Genomic DNA, 19,464 nt, shown 5'->3' on the forward strand with positions numbered 1-19,464 from the left:
GCGAATGCGGTGGGTCAGTCAATACATCTGGTGACTGACACTGCGCATTCGCGAGCAAGCCCGCTTCCACATTTTTGATCCGGTTTCGTCAGTTACGCCGTTGCGCGATGCAAGCTGGCCAGGAACCCCGCCGCCCCAACGAACAAGCCAGCAAACGTACGGTTCATGCGTTTCTGCTGCTTCGGTGTGCGCAACAGGCGCAACACTTTCGACGCCAGCCCGGTGTAGCCGGCCATCACGATCATGTCCACGCAGATCATGGTCGCGCCCAGGATCAGGTATTGGTTCAGCAGCGGCGCCTGCGGGTTCACGAACTGCGGCAGCACCGCCAGCATGAACACCAGGGCCTTGGGGTTGCTGGCGTTGACCAGGAACCCGCGGAACATCATCGCCATCGGCTTGCCGATCGGGCGAATCGCCGCGTCATCGCTCAGGTCGGTTGGCAGCGCGCGCCATTGCTTGATGGCCAGGTACACCAGGTACGCTACGCCAAACCATTTGATCGCATAAAACGCGGTGGAGGATGCGGCAAGAATCGCCCCCAGGCCACCGGCGACCACGGCAATCTGCATCGCCAGGCCCAATTGCAGGCCCAGGGCGTTCCAGTAACCGCGCAGGAAACCGTATTGCAGGCCGCTGGACATCGACGCAATGGCACCGGCGCCAGGGGAAAGACTGATGATCCAACTGGCGAGGAAAAAGGCCAGCCATGTGTCGAGCGCCATTACACACCTCAGAGCTTAGTTTGCTGAATGTTTCTAAACTAACGCTGCCGGCTGAGAAATGGCTAGAAAAATTTTGGGGTGCGCCTTTGTGGCGAGGGGGCTTGCTGTGGCGAGGGAGCTTGCTCCCGCTGGAGTGCGTAGCGCTCCCGGCTTTTTTTGGGGCTGCTACGCAGCCCAGCGGGAGCAAGCTCCCTCGCCACAGGTTAAGGCAGCACGTCGCTGCCGCGCCAACGGCGCACCGAGCGCTGGAAGAACAGGCTGTTGGGCACTTGCACCATGACACTGCCGGTACCGGCCTCTTCCACTTCGATCAGCGTGGTGTAGAGCAGGTTGATCGCCACCACCCGGCCTTTGACGCCGGGCTTGTCGACGGTGTCCACCAACTCGACCACATCGCCCAGGCGGAACGGCCCGACGGTGAAGATCAGGATGGCGCACAGCAGGTTGGACAACACCGACCACATGGCGAAGAACGCGACCGCAGCCACCGCCACAAAACCCGACAACGCCGTCCACAACACCGTGGCAGAGACGCCCAGGCGCTCCAGCACGAAGATCAGCGCGCTGCCCATGATCAGCCAGCGCAGGCCGCCGCGCAGCGGCATCAGCAACTGCGGCGGGAACGGATAACGTTCCCCCAGGCGGTTCAGGCATTTGGCGACGAAACGCTGGGCGAAGTAGCCAGCCAACAGGATCAGCAGAATCTGTACGGCCACCCAGATCGGCGCGATCCATTGGGCCGGCAGCGGCAGTTGCAGCGCTTCCATCAGGACAGCGCCTCCAGCTCCGCTTGCAAGGATTCCAGCAGTTCGAGGGCTTCCATCCAGGTCTCCTCCAACTGCGCTTCACGTACCTTGAGCTTGGCCTGTTCGGCCAGCAGGTCGCGCAATTCATCCTTGCGGGCCGGCTCGTAGACGGCGCTGTCACCCAGGCTGGTTTCGATCTTCGCCAGCTTCTCGTGGATCTTGCCCAATTCGGCTTCCAGCTTGTCCGCTTCACGCTTGTGCGGGGCCAGTTGCTGACGCAATGCAGCCGCGGCCTGGCGCTGGGCCTTCTTGTCGGTCTTGTCCGGGTTGACCGGCGTGTTGCTGACCGGCGCGTTGCGCAGGCGGTAGTCCGACAGCCAACGGGCATAGTCTTCCAGGTCGCCGTCGAATTCCTCGACCTTGCCGTCAGCCACCAGCAGGAAGTTATCCGTGGTGCTCTTGAGCAGGTGGCGATCGTGAGACACCACCAGTACCGCGCCGCTGAATTCCTGCAGGGCCATGGTCAACGCCAGGCGCATTTCCAGGTCGAGGTGGTTGGTCGGTTCGTCGAGCAGCAACAGGTTTGGCCGGTCCCAGGCGATCAGGGCCAGGGCCAGGCGGGCCTTTTCGCCACCGGAGAAATTCAGCACCGGCTCGTCGATGCGCGCACCACGGAAGTCGAAACCACCGAGGAAGTCCCGCAGGGTCTGTTCGCGTTCGGTCGGCGCCAGGCGCTGCAGGTGCAGCAGCGGGCTGGCCTTGGCGTCGAGGGAGTCCAACTGGTGCTGGGCGAAGTAGCCCACCACCAGGTTCTCACCGCGCACCAGGCGACCGGCCAGGGGCTGCAATTCGCCCGAGAGGTTTTTGATCAAGGTCGACTTGCCCGCGCCGTTGGGGCCGAGCAGGCCGATCCGCGCGCCAGGGGTGAGCTGCAACTTGACCTTCTCGAGGATGGTCTTGTCGCCATAGCCCAGGCGGGCATCGGAAAGGTCCAGCAGCGGGCTGGAGATTTTCACCGATTCGCGGAACACAAAGTCGAACGGTGAATCGACGTGGGCCGCCGACAGTTCTTCCATGCGCTCCAGGGCCTTGATCCGGCTCTGGGCCTGACGGGCCTTGGTGGCCTGGGCCTTGAACCGGGCGATGTAGCTTTCCATGTGCGCGCGCTGCGCCTGCTGCTTCTCGTAGGCCTGTTGTTGCTGGGCCAGGCGTTCGGCACGGGCGCGTTCGAAGGCGCTGTAGCCGCCGCGGTACAGGGTGATTTTCTTCTGGTCGACGTGGGCAATGTTGTCCACCACGGCGTCGAGGAAATCCCGGTCGTGGGAAATCAGCAGCAAGGTGCCCGGGTAGCTTTTCAGGAAGTCTTCCAGCCACAGGATCGCATCGAGGTCCAGGTGGTTGGTCGGTTCATCGAGCAGCAACAGGTCCGAGGGGCACATCAGCGCCTGGGCCAGGTTCAGGCGCATGCGCCAGCCACCGGAGAAGTCGGCGACCGGGCGGTCCATCTGTTCGTTGGTAAAGCCAAGGCCGGCAAGCATCTTGCGCGCACGCGCGTCGGCGGTGTAGCCGTCGGCGCTGTCCAGTTCCGAGTGCAGGCGGGCCTGTGCGGCGCCGTCCTGGGCTTTCTCGGCCTCGGCGAGGTCGTGTTGCACCTGGCGCAGGCGCAGGTCGCCATCGAGCACGTAGTCGATCGCAATGCGGTCGAGGGTGTCGATCTCCTGGCGCATATGGGCGATGCGCCAGTCGGCCGGCAGCAGACAATCCCCGGAGTCGGGAGTCAGCTCACCCAGCAGCAAGGCGAACAACGTGGATTTGCCGGCGCCGTTGGCACCGATCAGGCCGGCTTTGTGACCGGCGTGCAGGGTCAGCTCGGCGTCTTCGAGAAGACGTTGCGGGCCACGCTGTAATGTTAGGCTTTGAAGTCGGATCATAATGGCGGCGGAGTCTACCAGCTTCGTTGGCCGCTGGCTTGGGTGTGAATATGTGCGCTGACCTGTGGAGCTTTGCCCTCTCGACCTACGCCCGCTCGGGCGTCGAGGACGCGTGCCTGCGCTTGCAGGCGCAAGGGGCTGATGTGTGCCTGGTGTTGTGCGGGTTGTGGCTGGAGCAGCGGGGTGTGGCGCCGGAAACGTCGCGCTTGCAGGCACTGCGGCAGATCGCCGGGCCGTGGCAGGCGGAGGTGGTCGAGCCGCTGCGGCAAGTACGCACGCAATGGCGGGCCATGGCGCAGCAGGATGCTGAGCTGGGAGCGTTACGGGAGCGGGTCAAGGCTTTGGAATTGGATGCAGAAAGGCTGCTGCTATCACGCCTGGAAGGTGTGGCGCAGCGTTGGCCGATGGCCGAGGTGAATCATCAAGCATGGGTTGAAGGACTGGCGGCCGAAGCCGCCAACCTTGACCACGACGCGCTGCATCAGCTGCGCGCCGCGGTTACCGGCACTTAGGAAGCGCTGGTTGGGGTGACGCTTGGCGCTGCCGGTGCAGGCGTGCTGCTGGCCGGAGCGGTTGGCGCTGTGGTGCTGGCAGCAGGTGCAGCCGGGGTCGCAGGCTTCGCAGCTGGAGTAGCTGGTTTGGCTGGTGCTGGCTTGGCGGCGGCAGGTTTAGCGGCTGGTTTGGCAGCAGCAGGTTTGGCGGCCGGCTTGGCAGCTGGTTTCGCAGCAGCAGGTTTAGCGGCCGGCTTCGCGGCTGGTTTTGCAGCAGCAGGTTTAGCGGCTGGCTTCGCAGCTGGTTTTGCAGCAGCAGTTTTAGCGGCTGGCTTGGCAGCTGGTTTTGCAGCAGCAGGTTTAGCGGCTGGCTTCGCAGCTGGTTTTGCAGCAGCAGTTTTAGCAGCTGGCTTCGCGGCAGGTTTTGCAGCAGCGGGTTTAGCGGCTGGCTTCGCAGCTGGTTTCGCAGCAGCGGTTTTAGCAGCTGGCTTCGCGGCTGGTTTCGCAGCAGCGGTTTTAGCAGCTGGCTTGGCAGCTGGTTTTGCAGCAGCGGTTTTAGCAGCTGGCTTGGCGGCTGGTTTTGCAGCAGCGGTTTTAGCAGCTGGCTTGGCGGCTGGTTTTGCAGCAGCGGTTTTAGCGGCTGGTTTGGCAGCTGGTTTTGCAGCAGCGGTTTTAGCGGCTGGTTTGGCCGCTGGTTTTGCAGCAGCGGTTTTAGCAGCTGGCTTGGCAGCTGGTTTTGCAGCAGCAGTTTTAGCCGCTGGTTTGGCAGCCGATTTAGCCGGTGCTTTTGCCGCAGGCTTGGCCGCAGCTTTCGCAGGTGCCTTGCTGGCTGGCTTCTTCGCTGCGCTGGCTGCAACGGCCTTAGCCGGAGCACGGGTGCTCAGCACTTTGCCTACAGCTTCCTTCACACGACCAACACCCTGGGCCAATTTCAGGCTCTCGGAAGCATCACGCTTGAGTTGGGAAATGTAGGTGCGGGTTTCGGATTGACGATCCTTGAGGGCGTCGAGCAAGTCCTCAAGTTCTTTGACGGCGTCCTTGGCCTTGGCTTGTGCCTTGGCTTTGCCAGCGGTCGCTGCGCCTTGCAGTTTGGTGCGGGATTTGTGCAGTTTTTCCTGAGCTTTGCCGCGTTGTTTTTCAAGCTTGGCGAGCAACTTCTCAGCATCAGCCAAGGCTTGTGAACAGGCGCTTTCCAAATGTTCGAGCAGGCTGCCCGAAAGTTGTTGGAGCAAATGCAACGGGGTATTTACAGGCTTCTGTTTGGCCGACATGGTTTACCTCCTGGCTGACGTGGGTGCGGCTCATACTAGCCCTCTGCTCTTACCGCCGCTAGGGCATGTTGACAGTATCGATTGGCTTGCGTTGCACCGCACGAAAATTCTTATTGATATAACGAAAATCCACGCCACTTTTTAAGCATTCACACTGGCATAATCCATCGCACTTTCGGCTGGAGAACGCCCATGTCGCGTTACCTTTTTTTAGTGTTGAGCGTGGTGCTTTGCGTGGCCAACGCAAGCGAGAAATCCCCCTCCAAAGATGACCACGACCTGGCCTACAGCCTGGGCGCGAGCCTGGGTGAGCGCCTGCGCCAGGAGATGCCTGGGTTGCAGGTAGAGGCGCTGATCGACGGACTCAAACAGGCCTATCAAGGTAAGCCACTGGCCCTGGACGACACACGCATCGAACAGATCCTTGCCCAGCACGAAGCACAAAACGCGCCGGACAATCGAGCACCACAAAGTGAAAAGGCACTCGCTGCCGAGCAACAATTTTTAGCCAGTGAAAAATCCAAAAGTGGTGTGCGTGAATTGGCAGACGGCATCCTGCTGACCGAACTGACCCCTGGCAGCGGGAAGAAACCGGCGGCCGATGATCGCGTGCAAGTGAATTATGTTGGGCGGTTACCCGACGGGACCGTCTTCGACAAGAGCACACAACCTCAGTGGTTTCGCCTGGACAGTGTGATCAATGGCTGGCGCAGTGCGTTGCAACAGATGCCGGTGGGCGCGAAGTGGCGCCTGGTGATTCCATCCGACCAAGCCTATGGCGCTGATGGCGCAGGCGAACTGATCCCGCCTTATACGCCGCTGGTATTCGAGATCGAATTGCTCAAGGCGGGCGCCTGAGCCCAAACGAAAAACGGTGCGCAATGCGCACCGTTTTCTTGTGTCGGGGGGAGTCAGGCCTTAGCCGTCAACTCTTCCTTGTGAGCGTTGTGCAGCACTTCGATCAGGCAATCTTCCAGCTCGAAACGCTCGTGAAGCAAACCGCCCAGCTCTTTGAATTTTTCTGCAACGCACTTGCCGGCATCACACAGGTCGTTGAACGCCAGCAGCTTCTCGGTGATGACATCGATGCGCGGGTAAATCGTCTCTGCCAAGTCCAGGCCACGTTGATCGTCGAAAGCCTCGGCCTCTTTGGTCAACTGCTCGTAGACACCGAAGTGCCCCGCCGAGACGTAATCCACCAATACCCCACAGAATTCCTGCAACGGCTTGCGGTTCTCGCTTAGCGCTTCGGGTTTGGCACCGAGAGCATCAAAGGCCCGAACCAGTTCGTGACGCGCTTTCAACCAACCATCGATCAGCTTGTGCACCCCACCCCAGCGTTCCTGAGCATTCTGACAACTTTCCAGCATGATGATCTCTCTTCCCTATAGGGGCGCCGCACGCTGCCCGCGCAACACTTCAAGGTTAAAGCGGCAACCGGGCAAAGGTGCATCGAACAGTCTGTTTCAATAACGCGTGCGGGCCAGATTATGCCCGCACGACTATGTCATCAAGGTACGCAGGAGAGAAAGTTCATACAAGTGTTTAATCCCTTCCTACAACCTGCGGTTACCTGTCAGTGCCGTGCAAGGCCAAAACGCTGGCTCAGCAGCAACCGCGAGAACTGCGCGATGCCAAGGATCAGCATCGCCACGAAGAACAGCAGGCTCCACTCGGGAATACTCAAGTCGAACAGCGTCCAGTTGATTTCCACGCAGTCGACGGTGCCCTTGAAGATCAAGGCCAACGTCTCTCTCAGCGACAGGTTCTCGATCATGGATTGAAGGCCGGGCCAACAGGCAGGCAACTGTTCCGGCGGCGTATTTTGCAGCAGCACCTGGCGTACGGCGGTAATGGCGCCCAGCACTGCACACCCCATGCTCGCCGCCCAATACAGGTAGATCCCGGACCGCTTCGGCCCATGAATCGCTGCCACGAGATTGATGAGCGTGAAGGCAGCCACAAGAATTCGTTGCACCTGGCACAGGAAACAAGGCCGCAAAAGCGCGGCGTATTCCAGGTAAAAGGACGCGCCCAGCGTCAGCGCACCAGCCAGGAACGCCAGGAGGAACAGGGAGCGTGAGGGGGCCAAAGACATTGTTTATCCGCAACGCAAGAGATAGGTAGTTACGGTAGAGGAAAGACCTTACCCCTTTCAATACGCGCCAGAGCAGACGATTCCGCGAGAGCGTAGGGATATCCCGTCAGAAGGCGAGCGATTAAACGCGCGTCTACGTAGGAGTTTACTACAAGCCGTATTGACTACAGCTATTGGGCGTTATTGAAGGGTTGGCCACCAGACAATTCTGAGGCAACCCTTACTCTGTTTCCTACTTCAAACCCGTGCCGGCACCGGCAGCGGTGACGCCAGCAAACGCTTGTCCAGCAAGCCCAGGCCTTCCTGGAACAACTGGTTGCTGCGCTCGGTGTCGCCCAACTGCGCCAGCAGGCGTGCCAGCTCGGCGCAGGCCTCAGGGTTGCGCTGCACCTGAAGGCTGCTTTCAAGGTAATCCCGCGCCTTGCCCCACAAGCTGTTTTGCAGGCACAGGCGCCCCAGGGTCAGCAGCAGGCTGGCATCGCCTGGATGGTCCTTGAGCCAGCCTTCGGCGAACTTCAACTGCTTCGCCGGATCGCTGCCACGCAGCAGCCCGTAGAGCCGGATCAGATGACTGTCGTACTCGCGCTTGAGGGCACCGCGCAGCACTTCTTCGGCCTTGGCGTCCGCGCCCAACTGGCGCAGTTGTTCGGCGTACGCCAGCACCAGTTGCGGCTCCTGGCGCTGGGCCGAAGTCAGTTGTTGCCAGGCCAGCTCCAGGGATTGCTGCCCGGCCTCGCCCTGCTCTTCGCGCTGGGCAGCCAGGGTCAGGTTCTCGCCCCAGGCGCGTCGCTCCAGGTCGGCCAACTCGGCAGGCGGCAACACCTTGTCCTTGCGCAACTCCGGCAACAGCCGGATTACCGAAGACCAATCGCCACGCTGTTGATACAGCCGCTGCAGTTGGCGCAATACCTGGACGTTATGCGGATGACGCTCATGCATGGCCTGCAGGGTGACCAGGGCGCCATCGGTGTCACCGCGGTCCATCTGCAACTGCGCATGACTCAAGGCTACCGCGAGTTCGGCCTGGGGCTGGCGCTCAAGCGCGCGTTCCAGCAGGCCATCCGCTTCCTCATAACGGCCCTGTTCGTTGGCCGCACGGGCCGCGCCGAGGTAGTAGAGCAATGGCTGGCGTTCGGCTTCGGCCGCACGGTGCAAGTGGCGCTCGGCACTGGCCCAGCGCCCTTCGGCGAGGTCCATCTGGCCCTGCTCGATGGCAACCTGGACCCGACGGCTGCGGTTGCGCCGCGACCACGGATTGACCACGCCACCCGAGGTCAGCACCAGGCCCAGCAGCACCCTGGCCAAATAGATCACCAGGCCGATGGCAAACAACGCCACCAGCGTCGACCACAGCCCGGACTCGTAATGCAGCACATGGGGATAGGTAATCAGCACGTAGCCGGTATGTTTCGAAATGCCCACGGCCAGTGCCAGGGCGATCGCAATCGCCAGCACCAGGATCACATAGAAGCGCTTCATCGGCTTTACTCCTGGGTCGCCGGCTTGCCAGCGGAAGCCTTGGCTTCCTCGGCAGACAGGTGGCGACGGTCAAGGTAAGCCTGCACGGCAGCCAGGCTCGCGGCCAGGTCCGGCGTGACCACCGAGACGGCCTTGGGCTCAAGCTCGGCAATACGGGCCAGCATGGCTTTGCTTTGTGGGTTGTCTTGATTGAAGTTGTCCTGCAACACGCTGCGAGCCTCGCCCAGGGATCGGCTGTACACCGCCGGCTCGCCGTTGAGCGCCGCCCATTGCGCCTGCTCAAGTGCAAGGCTCAGGGCCAGGCGCACCTGGTTCAGGCCTTGCCCTGCCAGGAGCGGGCGAATGTTGTCATCAGGATTGAAGTCGATGCGGAAATACCGCGAGATCTGCGCCCACCACTGACTCCAACGGCTGTCCGTGTCGGTGGTCGGACGCCCATCATTGGCCGCTTCAGGGAGTTGGTATTCCGGCGCGATGGCCGCCAGTTGCACGACCTGATCGCGCAATGCCGCCAGTTGCAGGTACAGCCCGGTACGGTCGGGCTGTTCGATATTGCGCAACGCGGCGAGGCTCTTGGCCAACTGCTCACGGGCGGCGTAGGAGCCAGGGTCACTTTGTTCGCGGAGGATTTCGTCAGCGCCCTGGACCAGTGCCTGGGCACTGTTGATGTCCTGCAAGGCGGAAAGACGCAGGCTGGCCAGGCGGATCAAGTGCTCGGCCTCGGCCAGGCGCCAGTCCTGGCGGCTGGCCCCCAGCACCGTTTCCAGGCGCTGGCTCAGGCGTTGTTGATCACCCTGCAATTGCGCCACCAGCCGGCGACGGTCTTCCAGCTCATCGGCGCCGGGCAGTTGCCCCAGACGGGCCGACAGCTGCTGCTGGCTCTGCTTGAGGCTCTGGGATTGGTCGTCCAGGGTTTGCACTTGGCCCAGCTGTTGCTGGCTGCTCGCCTGCAGTGCGCGGACCTGCCAGATCCCCCAGCCACCGGCGGCAACGCCGGCGGCGCCGAGCAACAAGGCCACGATGGCCAGGCCGTTGCCACGGCGCGGGGCGGTGGTGACCGGTGTCTCAACAGGCGCATCAAGCGCGGGCTGAGCTTCATCTTTAGGCAAGGCTGTTTCGCTCACGTATCCATCCTTTGCGTATTAGAGAGTGGGAACGGAAACACTCCGTAACGCCACTAACAAAGCCGCGGCACTGGCGCCACGACAATCCACAACTTCTTGCGCGCCAGCGGCACGCGCCATCTCGGCGACTCGCGGGCTGGGCACGAACAACGGCAGCTGTGCCACCTGGGGCCAATCTGTACCGGCCAGCGCTTGCAGGTGTAAAAAACCCTGCCCACTGCTGACCACCACGCCGTTCAAGCGTTCCACGTTTATGCGCTGGGTCAGCGTTGCACGGTCGTAGTCCGGCAGGAAACGGCGATACAACTCCAGATAGTCGACACTAGCACCTTGCTCGCGTAAACGCTCAGCCAGCAGCTCTCGCCCGCCCTCGCCCCGCAGGATCAGCACCCGGGCGCAGGGCTTCGAGATAGCCTCGCGCAAGGCGACCAGTTCAAGCAAGGCTTCACTGTCGTCGCCGTCGTGGGGATAACTGACATCAAGGCCATGCTCGGCCAACACCTGCGCCGTAGCAGCGCCGACACTGAACCACGGTAACGCCGGCGGTTGCGGCCAGTGTTGAGCCAACAACTGCAAGCCCAGGCGCGCGGCCGGCTTGCTCACCACGATCACCGCGCAATAGCGGTCCAGCTCGCGAAAAACAGTCTGTTGTTCAGGCGTGACAGGCAGCGCTTCAATCTCCAGCAACGGCAGGCTGCTGCTGAAAACACCTTCTTCGGATAACGTCGCCGCCAGGGCCGCCGACTCCTCGGCAGGCCGCGTCAGCAGCACACGCCATTGCATCACTGCGGCCCGGCCTCGCCGTACACCGCTTGCAGAATGGCACCGGCGCCTTTTTCCAGCAGCTCCTCGGCGACCTTAATACCCAGGCTGGTGGCCTCGCTTTGCGGCCCGCGAATCTCTGCGGTGAGCAACAACCCACCACTCGGGTCGCCCACCAGGCCACGCAGCCAGAGGTTTTCGCCCTCAAGCACGGCGTAACAGGCGATCGGCACCTGGCAGCCACCGTTGAGGTGCTTGTTCAGGGCACGTTCGGCGGTGACGCGAATTTCGGTGTCCTGGTGATCCAGCGGCTTGAGCAGCGCATGAATTTCGCTGTCGGCGGTGCGGCATTCAATGCCCACAGCGCCCTGCCCGCCGGCCGGCAAGCTGTCTTCGACGCTGATGGCCGAGGTGATGCGGTCTTCAAAGCCCAAGCGGATCAAGCCGGCTGCCGCGAGAATGATCGCGTCATATTCACCGGCGTCGAGCTTGGCCAAGCGAGTATTGACGTTGCCCCGCAGGAAGCGGATTTGCAGGTCCGGGCGGCGGGTCAGCAACTGCGCCTGGCGACGCAGGCTGGAGGTGCCGACGACGCTGCCCAGCGGCAGCTCATCCAGGGAGGCATAGGTATTGGAAACGAAGGCGTCGCGGGGGTCTTCGCGCTCGCAGATGCAAAACAGGCCCAGGCCTTCGGGGAAGTCCATGGGCACATCTTTCATAGAATGCACGGCGATGTCGGCTTCGTTCTCCAGCAGAGCGGTTTCCAGTTCCTTGACGAACAGGCCCTTGCCGCCGATTTTCGACAATGGCGAATCAAGCAGCTTGTCGCCGCGACTGACCATGGGCACCAGGGACACCTTCAGGCCAGGATGAGCCTGCTCAAGGCGTGCTTTGACGTATTCGGCCTGCCATAAGGCCAGGGCGCTTTTACGGGTGGCGATGCGGATTTCGCGAGAGGACATGGATCAATCCGTACTGAATAGATACGGCAGATAATAACAGCTCAGGCAAATGCGCTTTGATTTGAATCAGCAAGTGCGGGGCCTCCCTGGCCGCGTCGCACCGGGATATGGGCGGTGAAGCTCGCCTCGGCCCTCGGGCTAAAGCTGCTGCATCATCTTGCGCACACCAGCGACATGGCGCCGGCTGACGATCAAGGCGTCGCCATTGAGGCCCTTCAGGAACAGCTGAAAGTGCCCAAGCGGCGTGCGCTGCAGACGCTCGATGCGCTCCCGTGCCACCAGCGCGTTGCGGTGGATGCGCACAAAACGGTCGCCAAATTCGTCTTCCAGCGCCTTGAGTGGCTCATCGAGCAGCACTTCACCAGCCTCGTGACGCAAGGTCACGTACTTGTGATCGGCGATGAAGTAGACCACCTGGTCCAGGGGAATCAACTCGATGCCCTTGCGGGTACGGGCGCTGATATGGCTGCGAGGCCCGTTGCCGCCCTGGGCTGCGGGCTGGGTCAAGGCTGCCAGTTGGACACGATTGGGACGCTCGGCCTTTTTCAAGGCGCGAAGCAACGCATCGGCATTGATCGGCTTGACCAGGAAACTGGCGCCGCTGGCATCCAGGGCCTCGGAAGAGAACTCATCCTGGGAGGCGCACAGCACCACCGAAGGCGGCGATTCTCGCTCGCTCAGGCGGGCAGCCACCTGCAAGCCATCAAGGCCCGGCATGCGGATGTCGAGCAACACGACGTCCGGCTTGAGGCTGTCAATAAGGGCCAAGGCTTCCTCGCCACTGGTGGCGCTCGGCTCAAGGACATTGTAACCCTCGAGTTCACTGACCAAACGGCTCAGTCGCTCGCGGGCTTGGGGTTCGTCATCAACGATCAGGACATTCATATTGCGCTGGATTCCTGCGTGAGTCTCGCACAAGGATAGCGTAGACAGGTGCGGTGACTTCCGTCACGGCGATCCACGCTAAGACTAGCGCGAGCGGCAAAAAGTGCCCCGAGAGTGGCACCAATATTTACCCGGACCTGTTCAATCGCGCCCAAAGCCTGCTGCCTTCGGGCATCGTCGTAGGGTTTGCTGATACACAATACGAACACCCCCTCTCTAATGGATAGCCTGGAGTTCGACCTCATCGCCCGGCATTGGTGCAGTGCACCTTCTGTCAGCGCGAAGCTCTATCAGTGCAACTGTAGACGCTGGCGAAGACGATATTGCTCAATCGTCAAATATCGTTTCAATAAACACGCTTTGTTTGACCAAGGACCGCAAGTTTCCCCCCCGATCGGTCCTGGCTCCAGTCTCGTCCTGCGCGAGTCCGGGGGCAAGGCACTTAGCCATCTTGGAAACAAATAAAAATGCCCCGCCCCGCCATCGTCGCCTCCGGGGGCAACCCTGTTATTATCGGCGCCACACTTTCATGCCCTCTTTCCAGCAGATCACGAGCGAATCCATGAGCACCGACAAGACCAACCAGTCCTGGGGCGGCCGCTTCAGTGAACCCGTCGACGCCTTCGTCGCGCGCTTCACCGCCTCCGTCACTTTCGACCAGCGCCTCTACCGCCACGACATCATGGGCTCGATCGCCCACGCCACGATGCTGGCCAAGGTCGGCGTGCTGACCGACGCCGAGCGCGACAGCATCATCGACGGCCTGACCACCATCCGTGGCGAGATCGAAGCCGGCACCTTCGACTGGCGCGTCGACCTGGAAGACGTGCACATGAACATCGAGGCCCGCCTCACCGACCGCATCGGTGTGACCGGCAAGAAACTGCACACCGGTCGCAGCCGTAACGACCAGGTGGCTACCGATATCCGCCTGTGGCTGCGGGACGAGATCGACCTGATCCTGGCAGAAATCACCCGCCTGCAAAAAGGCCTGCTGGAGCAGGCAGAGCGTGAATCCGGCACCATCATGCCCGGCTTCACCCACCTGCAGACCGCACAGCCTGTGACCTTCGGCCACCATCTGCTGGCCTGGTTCGAAATGCTCAGCCGCGACTACGAGCGCCTGGTGGACTGCCGCAAGCGCGCCAACCGCATGCCTCTGGGCAGCGCTGCACTGGCTGGCACCACCTACCCGATCGACCGCGAATACACCGCGCAGCTGCTGGGTTTCGACGCTGTGGGCGGCAACTCCCTGGACGGCGTGTCGGACCGTGACTTCGCCATCGAATTCTGCGCCGCGGCCAGCATTGCGATGATGCACTTGTCGCGCTTCTCCGAAGAGCTGGTGCTGTGGACCAGCGCGCAATTCCAGTTCATTGACCTGCCGGACCGCTTCTGCACCGGCAGCTCGATCATGCCGCAAAAGAAAAACCCCGACGTGCCGGAGCTGGTACGCGGCAAGAGCGGCCGTGTATTCGGTGCGCTGATGGGCCTGTTGACCCTGATGAAAGGCCAGCCGCTGGCCTACAACAAGGACAACCAGGAAGACAAGGAACCGCTGTTCGACGCCGCCGATACCCTGCGCGACTCGTTGCGTGCCTTTGCCGACATGATCCCGGCGATCAAGCCCAAGCACGCCATCATGCGTGAAGCGGCCCTGCGCGGTTTCTCCACCGCCACCGACCTGGCGGACTACCTGGTACGCCGTGGCCTGCCGTTCCGCGACTGCCACGAGATCGTCGGGCATGCCGTGAAGTACGGCGTGGACACCGGCAAGGACCTGGCGGAAATGAGCCTGGAAGAACTGCGCCAGTTCAGCGACCAGATCGAGCAGGACGTGTTTGCGGTGCTGACCCTGGAAGGCTCGGTGAATGCCCGTAACCATATCGGCGGGACTGCGCCGGCGCAGGTGAAGGCTGCCGTGGTTCGCGGCCAGGCATTGCTCGCCAGCCGCTAACCCAAAGGTAAGTACCCCTGCAAACAAGGGCAAACACTGAACCTGTGGCGAGGGAGCTTGCTCCCGTTGGACTGCGCAGCAGTCCCATTTTGGGGCCGCTCCGCTGCCCGACGGGAGCAAGCTCCCTCGCCACAAAAGCAGTTTTTATTTCTTCGCAGCAACCATCGCCATAAACGCCGGCATCGCCGCTTCCTTGTCCGCCGCCACCCGCTGGGCATTCGGCAGCGCCTGCAAGCGCTCCAGCAACGCCTTGGCCTTCGGCAACTCAGCCAACAGATCCAGCCCGAACAGCTTCCCGGCCACGGCACAGGCCAGGTCCACGCTGTACACAAAATACAAATCCGCAATCGTGAAACTGGCCCCCGCCACATACGGCGCAAACTTCCCGTGCCGCCCCAGCGATGCGATCCCCAGCAATAACTCCGCCCTGGACTTTTCCTTGATCGCCTCCGGCACCGGCATTCCGAAAAACGCCTCGGCAAAACACGCCCGGGCCGGCAACTCGATGTACAGCTCGATTTCCCTGCACAACGCCAGCACCTGGGCGCGCTGGAACGGCTCGCTCGGCAGCAGCGATCGTCCGCCCTGGGTCTGTTCGAGGTATTCGAGGATCACGCTGGTTTCGTTGATAAACCCTTGCTCGACACCCAGCACCGGCACCTTGCCCCGCGGGCTCACGGCCAAGGCTTCAGGGGTCTGGCCTGCGTAGAACGGCACCTCTTCGAAGGGCAGCCCTTTCTCCAGCAGCGCCAGTTTGACCATGTTGTAGTAGTTGCTGACCGAAAATCCATAAAGCTTGAGCATCACAAAGCCTCCAGGCCGTGTACGGGGTTGGCAGCAGTGGTTATAGATCGGGAGGCCGCGCCTGGCCAGCAGCATCAGCCGAGTGAATGGGGGTAGACTGGCGCCCTTTCCTCCAGGAGCCTGCCATGAGCGAGCCAACCGATATCGACAACGACGAAGAAGAGTTCGCCGAGACCACCTTGATTGAAGCGATCGAAAACCAGATCGAAAGCGACAACCCGCCCGCCGCCAAGGCCACGTTCAACAAGCTGACCCTGGTGGGCTACGAGCGCGAAGACATCCTGCAAATGATGGCCCACGTCCTCGCCATCGAAATTGACGCGCTGCTCGAAGAAGATCGCGCCTTCAATACCGAATGGTATGAAACTGCGTTGCGTGCGCTGCCGGAGCTGCCGCTCGAGAAGCAATAAGCCTCACACCGCGCTGGCCAGCAAACTCTTGCTGGCCACAATCCTGCCCCACATCAACACCGCATGAGTTCCGACTGGACAGCTCGCCCAAGTGCGTTCACCTTATGGCTGCTAACGTCTAAAAATTCCTAGAAAGTCTGGAGTCCTTATGTCGTATACCCCTGAGTTGGTTGCCGAACTGGAAATCCTTGCACTCTTCAACCTGGGCAGCTCCCAGGAAGGTCTGAAAGTTCATCAGACTGCCGCTCCCACTGCCATTGCCGCCGCCCGGCGCCTGTTTGATAAAGACCTGATCGACCAGCCAGACGGTGGTTACCTCACCAGCCTCGGCCGGGACGCTGCCGAACACGCGCAAAGCCTGCTGACTATTCTGACGACCGCCAAAGAAGCCGCCTGACACCTCGTATCGCCCACGGGATCCTCTCTTCACGGATTCCGCGGGCATTCCCGCGCCCGGGATAAAATTCCGGCGTCAAAAACAAATTCCCTCTAAACCTCCTACGCTACTGGCTGTAAACTCCCACACGGCCGCCCACGTCGGGCCCTGCGAGCCACCGAGTTCGACATGACCCGCACCCACGAAATCCGCCCCGACCTGGACGAAGGCATCGACCGCAAGGTGCTGGCCCAGTTACGCGCGCGGTTTCTGGCCCTGAACGAAGGCCGCATGGCCCGGGCCGTCGAAGGGCTGACGCCACGCCAGCAAAGCGTATTGACCCTGCTGCCGCTGTTTTTCCACGTAAATCACCCGCTGTTGCCGGGCTATGTGTCGGGCAGCACGCCGGCCGGCCTGTCGAATTTTGAACCCGACGCGCAAGCCTTGGCCGAGGCCCAGCGCCTGACCCGCACGTTTTCCTACAAGCCCCGCCACGGCAACCCACCGCGGCCGATTCACGGCCTGTTCCTGATGGGCAGCCTGGGCACCCTGGCCCAGGCCGATCAAAGTGATATGGACGTGTGGGTCTGCCATGCGGCCGATCTCAGCGAGAACGAGCTGGCCGAGTTGCGCAAGAAATGCCAACTGCTCGAAACCTGGGCCCTGAGCATGGGCGCCGAGGCGCACTTCTTCCTGATCGAGCCGACGCGGTTTATCCAGGGCGAGCGCGACACCCAACTGAGTTCAGAAGACTGCGGCACCAGCCAGCATTACCTGCTGCTGGACGAGTTCTACCGCACGGCCATCTGGCTGGCCGGGCGCACGCCGATCTGGTGGCTGGTGCCGGTGTACGAAGAAACCAGCTATGCCGACTTCACCCACGCGCTGATTTCCAAACGCTTTATTCGCGCCGATGAAACCCTCGACCTGGGCCACCTGGCGCACATCCCGCCGGGTGAATTTATCGGTGCCGGCTTGTGGCAGTTGTTCAAGGGCATCGAATCGCCCTACAAATCAGTACTGAAACTCCTGCTGACCGAGGTCTACGCCAGCGAGCACCCGAAGGTGCAGTGCCTGAGCCTGCGCTTCAAGCGCGCTGTGTTTGCCAATCATCTGGACCTGGACGAACTGGACCCGTACATCGTCGTCTACCGCCGGATCGAGGAGTACCTCAAGGCCCGTAATGAGCCGGAACGCCTGGAACTGGTGCGGCGCAGCCTGTACCTGAAGGTCAACCGCAAGCTCAGCGCGGGCCAGCGCACCGGGTGGCAGCGTTTGCTGCTGGAGCGCCTGGCCAGCGAATGGGGTTGGGACCAGCGCCAACTGGCCCTGCTGGACAGCCGCAGCCAATGGAAAGTCCGCCAGGTGGCCTCCGAACGCCGGGCGCTGGTCAACGAGCTGAACTACAGCTATCGCTTCCTGACCCAGTTTGCCCGCACCGAACAGACCGTCAGCCTGATCAACAAGCGCGATCTCAATGTGCTGGGCCGGCGCCTGTACGCCGCCTTCGAGCGCAAGGCCGGCAAGGTCGAGTTCATCAACCCCGGCATTGCGCCCGACCTTGCCGAAGACACCCTGACCCTGGTGCAGTCGCCCAACCGCAAAGAGCCCGGCCAGCATCATTGGGGCTTGTACAACGGCAGCCTGACCGCCCTGGAATGGGAGCACTTCGCGCCGATCAAGCGCAGCCGCGATTTGCTGGAAATGCTCACCTGGTGCCACCGCAACGGCGTGATCGACAGCAGTACCCGCCTGGCGCTGCATCCCGGCAGCAGTGACATGACCGAATTCGAGCTGTTCAACCTGCTGGGCAGCCTGCAACAAACCGTCGTCCTGCCCCTGGCCAGCGTCGATGAAGACCGCCTGCTGCGCTCGGCAGTGCCCGAGGAAGTGCTGCTGCTGATCAACGTCGGCGTCGACCCGCTCAAGCATCACCGGGACTTGAACATCCTGATGACCACCGAGCGCACCGACTCCCTGAGTTACGCGGGCGTACGGGAAAACCTGGTGCTGACCCTGGACCAGGTCACGCTCAACAGTTGGAACGAGGTGATGGTCAGCCGCTATGACGGCCCCCACGCGCTGCTCGACTGCCTGCGCGACTACCTCAATCAGCTACCGCCCAATCACTTGCCGCGCTTGCGGGTGCGCTGTTTCTGCCACAACCGCGCGCAGTTCATTGCCCAGCGCGTGGAGGAAATCTTCGACACCGCGCAAAACCTACTGCTGGGCCAGGAAAACCACCGCTACCTGGTGCAGGTGCAACAGCACTACCACGTGATGGAGCTGACACCCGGCCAGGCCAACCATGTGTCACTGGCGACCCAGGACGCGCTGATCGCCTACCTCAGTGAGGAACTGGCCAGCTACAGCCCGCTGCACCTGGACACCATGGCCCTGGAAGACCACGACCTGGCGCTGCTGCTGCCCATGGGCCTGCCCGACTGTGTGCAGGTGTTCTACCGGATCAACGACGGAGTTGCCGAGCTGTACGTGCTGGATGAGTTCAACGCGCTCTGGCAGCAGCGCCTGCCGTTCCACGACGAGCAAAGCCTGTTGGTGCCGTTGCAGCGCTTCCTGCAGTCGATCATTTATCGCCGCGACGCGCTGCTGCCGCTGGATCCGCAACAGCCCTTCGGCGCGGTGCAAATCCTGTATTACCAGCTGTTGCCGTCAGGCAGCGGCCGTGCACGGCGGGCCGAACCGCGCCCAGCGCCGCAAACCCCGGCCAACAAGCCGTTCTACGACGTGCAGGCGATTATCGGCAAGGCAGCACCGGGCCAGGTGGGGATCACCTTGTACTGCAATCAACGGGAGTTTTCCGAGCTGGAATTTGGCGACCAACTGTTTGCGGTGGTCGCCCAGCAAATCGTCGGGCAACGCCGGGAAGCCGAGCGTTACCGCTGCTACATCACCGATCTGGACCTGTCCGGCCTGCTCGGTGATGTTCAAAGCCCGAGCAATCTGTACCTGCGCTACAAGGCTGATCTGGAACTGGCGCTCAATGAAGCGCTGAACCAGGTTTAGAGAGGAAAGGCGCCACCGTCTTTCGGCTGGCCTTCGACGCCGAGCAATTCAAGCTTGAGGGTCTTGCCACCCGGTGCTGGCCAGTCGATGTGCTGGCCGACTTGCAGGCCCAGCAATGCACTGCCCACCGGCGCCAGGATCGAGATTTTGCCTTCGTCGGCGTTCGCGTCCTTGGGGTAGACCAGGGTCAGGTGATAGTCCTTGCCACTGCCTTGTTCACGGCAATGCACGCTGGAGTTCATGGTCACGACAGATGCAGGCACTTCATCGTGGCCAACCACTTCTTCGGCGCGGTCGAGTTCGTGTTGCAGGGCTTCAACGCCCGGCGACGCCTCGCCGACACGGTCGATCAGTTGCTCAAGACGCTGCACGTCAAGACGGGTGAGGATGATGGAAGGTGCGGTCATGATTCAGGC

The 19,464-nt window shown here is 61.8% G+C and carries 19 protein-coding genes; 6 read left to right on the forward strand and 13 right to left on the reverse strand.

Annotation, left to right across the window (positions count from 1 at the left end; genetic code table 11):
- Nucleotides 1–92 precede the first annotated feature (92 nt).
- The 3 genes from V6607_RS31710 to V6607_RS31720 all read right to left on the reverse strand — a co-directional run bounded on the left by V6607_RS31710 (nt 93) and on the right by V6607_RS31720 (nt 3,402).
- Nucleotides 93–725, reverse strand: a complete 633-nt coding sequence (locus V6607_RS31710; RefSeq protein ID WP_003208844.1) for a LysE family transporter — start codon at nt 723–725, stop codon at nt 93–95.
- A gap of 203 nt (nt 726–928) precedes the next feature.
- Nucleotides 929–1,492, reverse strand: a complete 564-nt coding sequence (locus tag V6607_RS31715) for a mechanosensitive ion channel family protein (RefSeq protein ID WP_003208843.1) — start codon at nt 1,490–1,492, stop codon at nt 929–931.
- Nucleotides 1,492–3,402 (reverse strand): ATP-binding cassette domain-containing protein, encoded by a 1,911-nt coding sequence (locus V6607_RS31720; protein ID WP_003208841.1) that lies wholly within the window; start codon nt 3,400–3,402, stop codon nt 1,492–1,494. The genes V6607_RS31715 and V6607_RS31720 overlap by 1 nt, the downstream gene beginning before the upstream one ends.
- Nucleotides 3,403–3,452: 50 nt before the next feature.
- Here V6607_RS31720 and V6607_RS31725 point away from each other — a divergent pair, with 50 nt between their 5' ends.
- The gene (locus V6607_RS31725) at nt 3,453–3,914 is read left to right on the forward strand and encodes a TIGR02444 family protein (protein WP_087694898.1); all 462 of its coding nucleotides are present in this window, start codon (nt 3,453–3,455) and stop codon (nt 3,912–3,914) included.
- On the opposite strand, the gene V6607_RS31730 is transcribed toward V6607_RS31725, so the two are convergent.
- Complete coding sequence (locus tag V6607_RS31730) at nt 3,911–5,164, reverse strand: AlgP family protein (protein WP_134327517.1); 1,254 nt, start codon at nt 5,162–5,164, stop codon at nt 3,911–3,913. The two genes, V6607_RS31725 and V6607_RS31730, sit on opposite strands and share 4 nt — an antisense overlap.
- A 192-nt stretch (nt 5,165–5,356) precedes the next feature.
- Between V6607_RS31730 and V6607_RS31735 the strand changes: the two genes are divergently transcribed.
- Nucleotides 5,357–6,022 (forward strand): FKBP-type peptidyl-prolyl cis-trans isomerase, encoded by a 666-nt coding sequence (locus tag V6607_RS31735; RefSeq protein ID WP_003208833.1) that lies wholly within the window; start codon nt 5,357–5,359, stop codon nt 6,020–6,022.
- Between the two features lie 53 nt (nt 6,023–6,075).
- Here the strand turns inward: V6607_RS31735 and V6607_RS31740 are convergent, their stop codons facing one another.
- The 7 genes from V6607_RS31740 to V6607_RS31770 form a co-directional block, all read right to left on the reverse strand.
- Nucleotides 6,076–6,534 (reverse strand): Rsd/AlgQ family anti-sigma factor, encoded by a 459-nt coding sequence (locus V6607_RS31740; RefSeq protein ID WP_008439329.1) that lies wholly within the window; start codon nt 6,532–6,534, stop codon nt 6,076–6,078.
- A gap of 206 nt (nt 6,535–6,740) precedes the next feature.
- Complete coding sequence (locus V6607_RS31745; RefSeq protein WP_003208831.1) at nt 6,741–7,262, reverse strand: disulfide bond formation protein B; 522 nt, start codon at nt 7,260–7,262, stop codon at nt 6,741–6,743.
- A 237-nt stretch (nt 7,263–7,499) separates the two neighbouring features.
- Nucleotides 7,500–8,741, reverse strand: a complete 1,242-nt coding sequence (locus V6607_RS31750; RefSeq protein ID WP_003208828.1) for a heme biosynthesis protein HemY — start codon at nt 8,739–8,741, stop codon at nt 7,500–7,502.
- A 5-nt stretch (nt 8,742–8,746) separates the two neighbouring features.
- On the reverse strand, nt 8,747–9,865 hold the full coding sequence (locus V6607_RS31755) for a uroporphyrinogen-III C-methyltransferase (protein ID WP_256662378.1): 1,119 nt from the start codon (nt 9,863–9,865) through the stop codon (nt 8,747–8,749).
- 18 nt (nt 9,866–9,883) lie between these two features.
- Nucleotides 9,884–10,651, reverse strand: coding sequence for a uroporphyrinogen-III synthase (locus V6607_RS31760; RefSeq protein ID WP_256662379.1), 768 nt, complete (start codon nt 10,649–10,651; stop codon nt 9,884–9,886).
- Entirely contained in the window at nt 10,648–11,589 is a 942-nt protein-coding gene (gene hemC, locus V6607_RS31765) for a hydroxymethylbilane synthase (protein ID WP_008439333.1), read from the reverse strand. Before hemC ends, V6607_RS31760 begins: the two co-directional genes overlap by 4 nt.
- A gap of 138 nt (nt 11,590–11,727) precedes the next feature.
- Nucleotides 11,728–12,474: a LytTR family DNA-binding domain-containing protein gene (locus V6607_RS31770; protein WP_003208820.1), complete on the reverse strand. Its 747-nt coding sequence runs from the start codon at nt 12,472–12,474 to the stop codon at nt 11,728–11,730.
- Nucleotides 12,475–13,036: 562 nt separating this feature from the next.
- Here V6607_RS31770 and argH point away from each other — a divergent pair.
- Nucleotides 13,037–14,431 carry an argininosuccinate lyase gene (gene argH, locus V6607_RS31775; RefSeq protein ID WP_003208818.1) on the forward strand — a complete coding sequence of 465 codons (1,395 nt, stop codon included), beginning with the start codon at nt 13,037–13,039 and terminating at the stop codon, nt 14,429–14,431.
- A gap of 144 nt (nt 14,432–14,575) precedes the next feature.
- Here the strand turns inward: argH and V6607_RS31780 are convergent, their stop codons facing one another.
- Nucleotides 14,576–15,235 (reverse strand): glutathione S-transferase, encoded by a 660-nt coding sequence (locus V6607_RS31780; protein ID WP_134327518.1) that lies wholly within the window; start codon nt 15,233–15,235, stop codon nt 14,576–14,578.
- 125 nt (nt 15,236–15,360) lie between these two features.
- Between V6607_RS31780 and V6607_RS31785 the strand changes: the two genes are divergently transcribed.
- The 3 genes from V6607_RS31785 (at nt 15,361) to V6607_RS31795 (ending at nt 19,048) form a co-directional block, all read left to right on the forward strand.
- A complete protein-coding gene (locus V6607_RS31785; protein WP_134327519.1) occupies nt 15,361–15,645 on the forward strand; it encodes a hypothetical protein in 285 nt (94 codons plus the stop codon).
- Between the two features lie 148 nt (nt 15,646–15,793).
- The gene (locus tag V6607_RS31790; RefSeq protein WP_003208812.1) at nt 15,794–16,042 is read left to right on the forward strand and encodes a TIGR02647 family protein; all 249 of its coding nucleotides are present in this window, start codon (nt 15,794–15,796) and stop codon (nt 16,040–16,042) included.
- Nucleotides 16,043–16,210: 168 nt separating this feature from the next.
- Entirely contained in the window at nt 16,211–19,048 is a 2,838-nt protein-coding gene (locus V6607_RS31795; RefSeq protein WP_134327520.1) for a class I adenylate cyclase, read from the forward strand.
- On the opposite strand, the gene rnk is transcribed toward V6607_RS31795, so the two are convergent.
- On the reverse strand, nt 19,045–19,455 hold the full coding sequence (rnk, locus tag V6607_RS31800; RefSeq protein ID WP_003208808.1) for a nucleoside diphosphate kinase regulator: 411 nt from the start codon (nt 19,453–19,455) through the stop codon (nt 19,045–19,047). The two genes, V6607_RS31795 and rnk, sit on opposite strands and share 4 nt — an antisense overlap.
- Between the last annotated feature and the right edge of the window lie 9 nt (nt 19,456–19,464).

Origin of the sequence: Pseudomonas sp. KK18 (genome assembly GCF_037094675.1) — a bacterium.
In the GTDB taxonomy this organism is placed as follows: Bacteria; Pseudomonadota; Gammaproteobacteria; order Pseudomonadales; family Pseudomonadaceae; genus Aquipseudomonas.

Excerpts from the sequence above, each read along its gene's own strand:
- argH (WP_003208818.1), top strand. The coding sequence starts at position 13,037 with ATGAGCACCGACAAGACCAACCAGTCCTGGGGCGGCCGCTTCAGTGAA.
- V6607_RS31770 (WP_003208820.1), bottom strand. The coding sequence starts at position 12,474 with ATGAATGTCCTGATCGTTGATGACGAACCCCAAGCCCGCGAGCGACTG.
- V6607_RS31780 (WP_134327518.1), bottom strand. The coding sequence starts at position 15,235 with ATGCTCAAGCTTTATGGATTTTCGGTCAGCAACTACTACAACATGGTC.
- V6607_RS31720 (WP_003208841.1), bottom strand. The coding sequence starts at position 3,402 with ATGATCCGACTTCAAAGCCTAACATTACAGCGTGGCCCGCAACGTCTT.
- V6607_RS31740 (WP_008439329.1), bottom strand. The coding sequence starts at position 6,534 with ATGCTGGAAAGTTGTCAGAATGCTCAGGAACGCTGGGGTGGGGTGCAC.
- V6607_RS31730 (WP_134327517.1), bottom strand. The coding sequence starts at position 5,164 with ATGTCGGCCAAACAGAAGCCTGTAAATACCCCGTTGCATTTGCTCCAA.
- V6607_RS31710 (WP_003208844.1), bottom strand. The coding sequence starts at position 725 with ATGGCGCTCGACACATGGCTGGCCTTTTTCCTCGCCAGTTGGATCATC.
- hemC (WP_008439333.1), bottom strand. The coding sequence starts at position 11,589 with ATGTCCTCTCGCGAAATCCGCATCGCCACCCGTAAAAGCGCCCTGGCC.
- V6607_RS31735 (WP_003208833.1), top strand. The coding sequence starts at position 5,357 with ATGTCGCGTTACCTTTTTTTAGTGTTGAGCGTGGTGCTTTGCGTGGCC.
- V6607_RS31715 (WP_003208843.1), bottom strand. The coding sequence starts at position 1,492 with ATGGAAGCGCTGCAACTGCCGCTGCCGGCCCAATGGATCGCGCCGATC.
- V6607_RS31790 (WP_003208812.1), top strand. The coding sequence starts at position 15,794 with ATGTCGTATACCCCTGAGTTGGTTGCCGAACTGGAAATCCTTGCACTC.
- V6607_RS31785 (WP_134327519.1), top strand. The coding sequence starts at position 15,361 with ATGAGCGAGCCAACCGATATCGACAACGACGAAGAAGAGTTCGCCGAG.
- V6607_RS31795 (WP_134327520.1), top strand. The coding sequence starts at position 16,211 with ATGACCCGCACCCACGAAATCCGCCCCGACCTGGACGAAGGCATCGAC.
- V6607_RS31725 (WP_087694898.1), top strand. The coding sequence starts at position 3,453 with ATGTGCGCTGACCTGTGGAGCTTTGCCCTCTCGACCTACGCCCGCTCG.
- V6607_RS31745 (WP_003208831.1), bottom strand. The coding sequence starts at position 7,262 with ATGTCTTTGGCCCCCTCACGCTCCCTGTTCCTCCTGGCGTTCCTGGCT.
- rnk (WP_003208808.1), bottom strand. The coding sequence starts at position 19,455 with ATGACCGCACCTTCCATCATCCTCACCCGTCTTGACGTGCAGCGTCTT.
- V6607_RS31750 (WP_003208828.1), bottom strand. The coding sequence starts at position 8,741 with ATGAAGCGCTTCTATGTGATCCTGGTGCTGGCGATTGCGATCGCCCTG.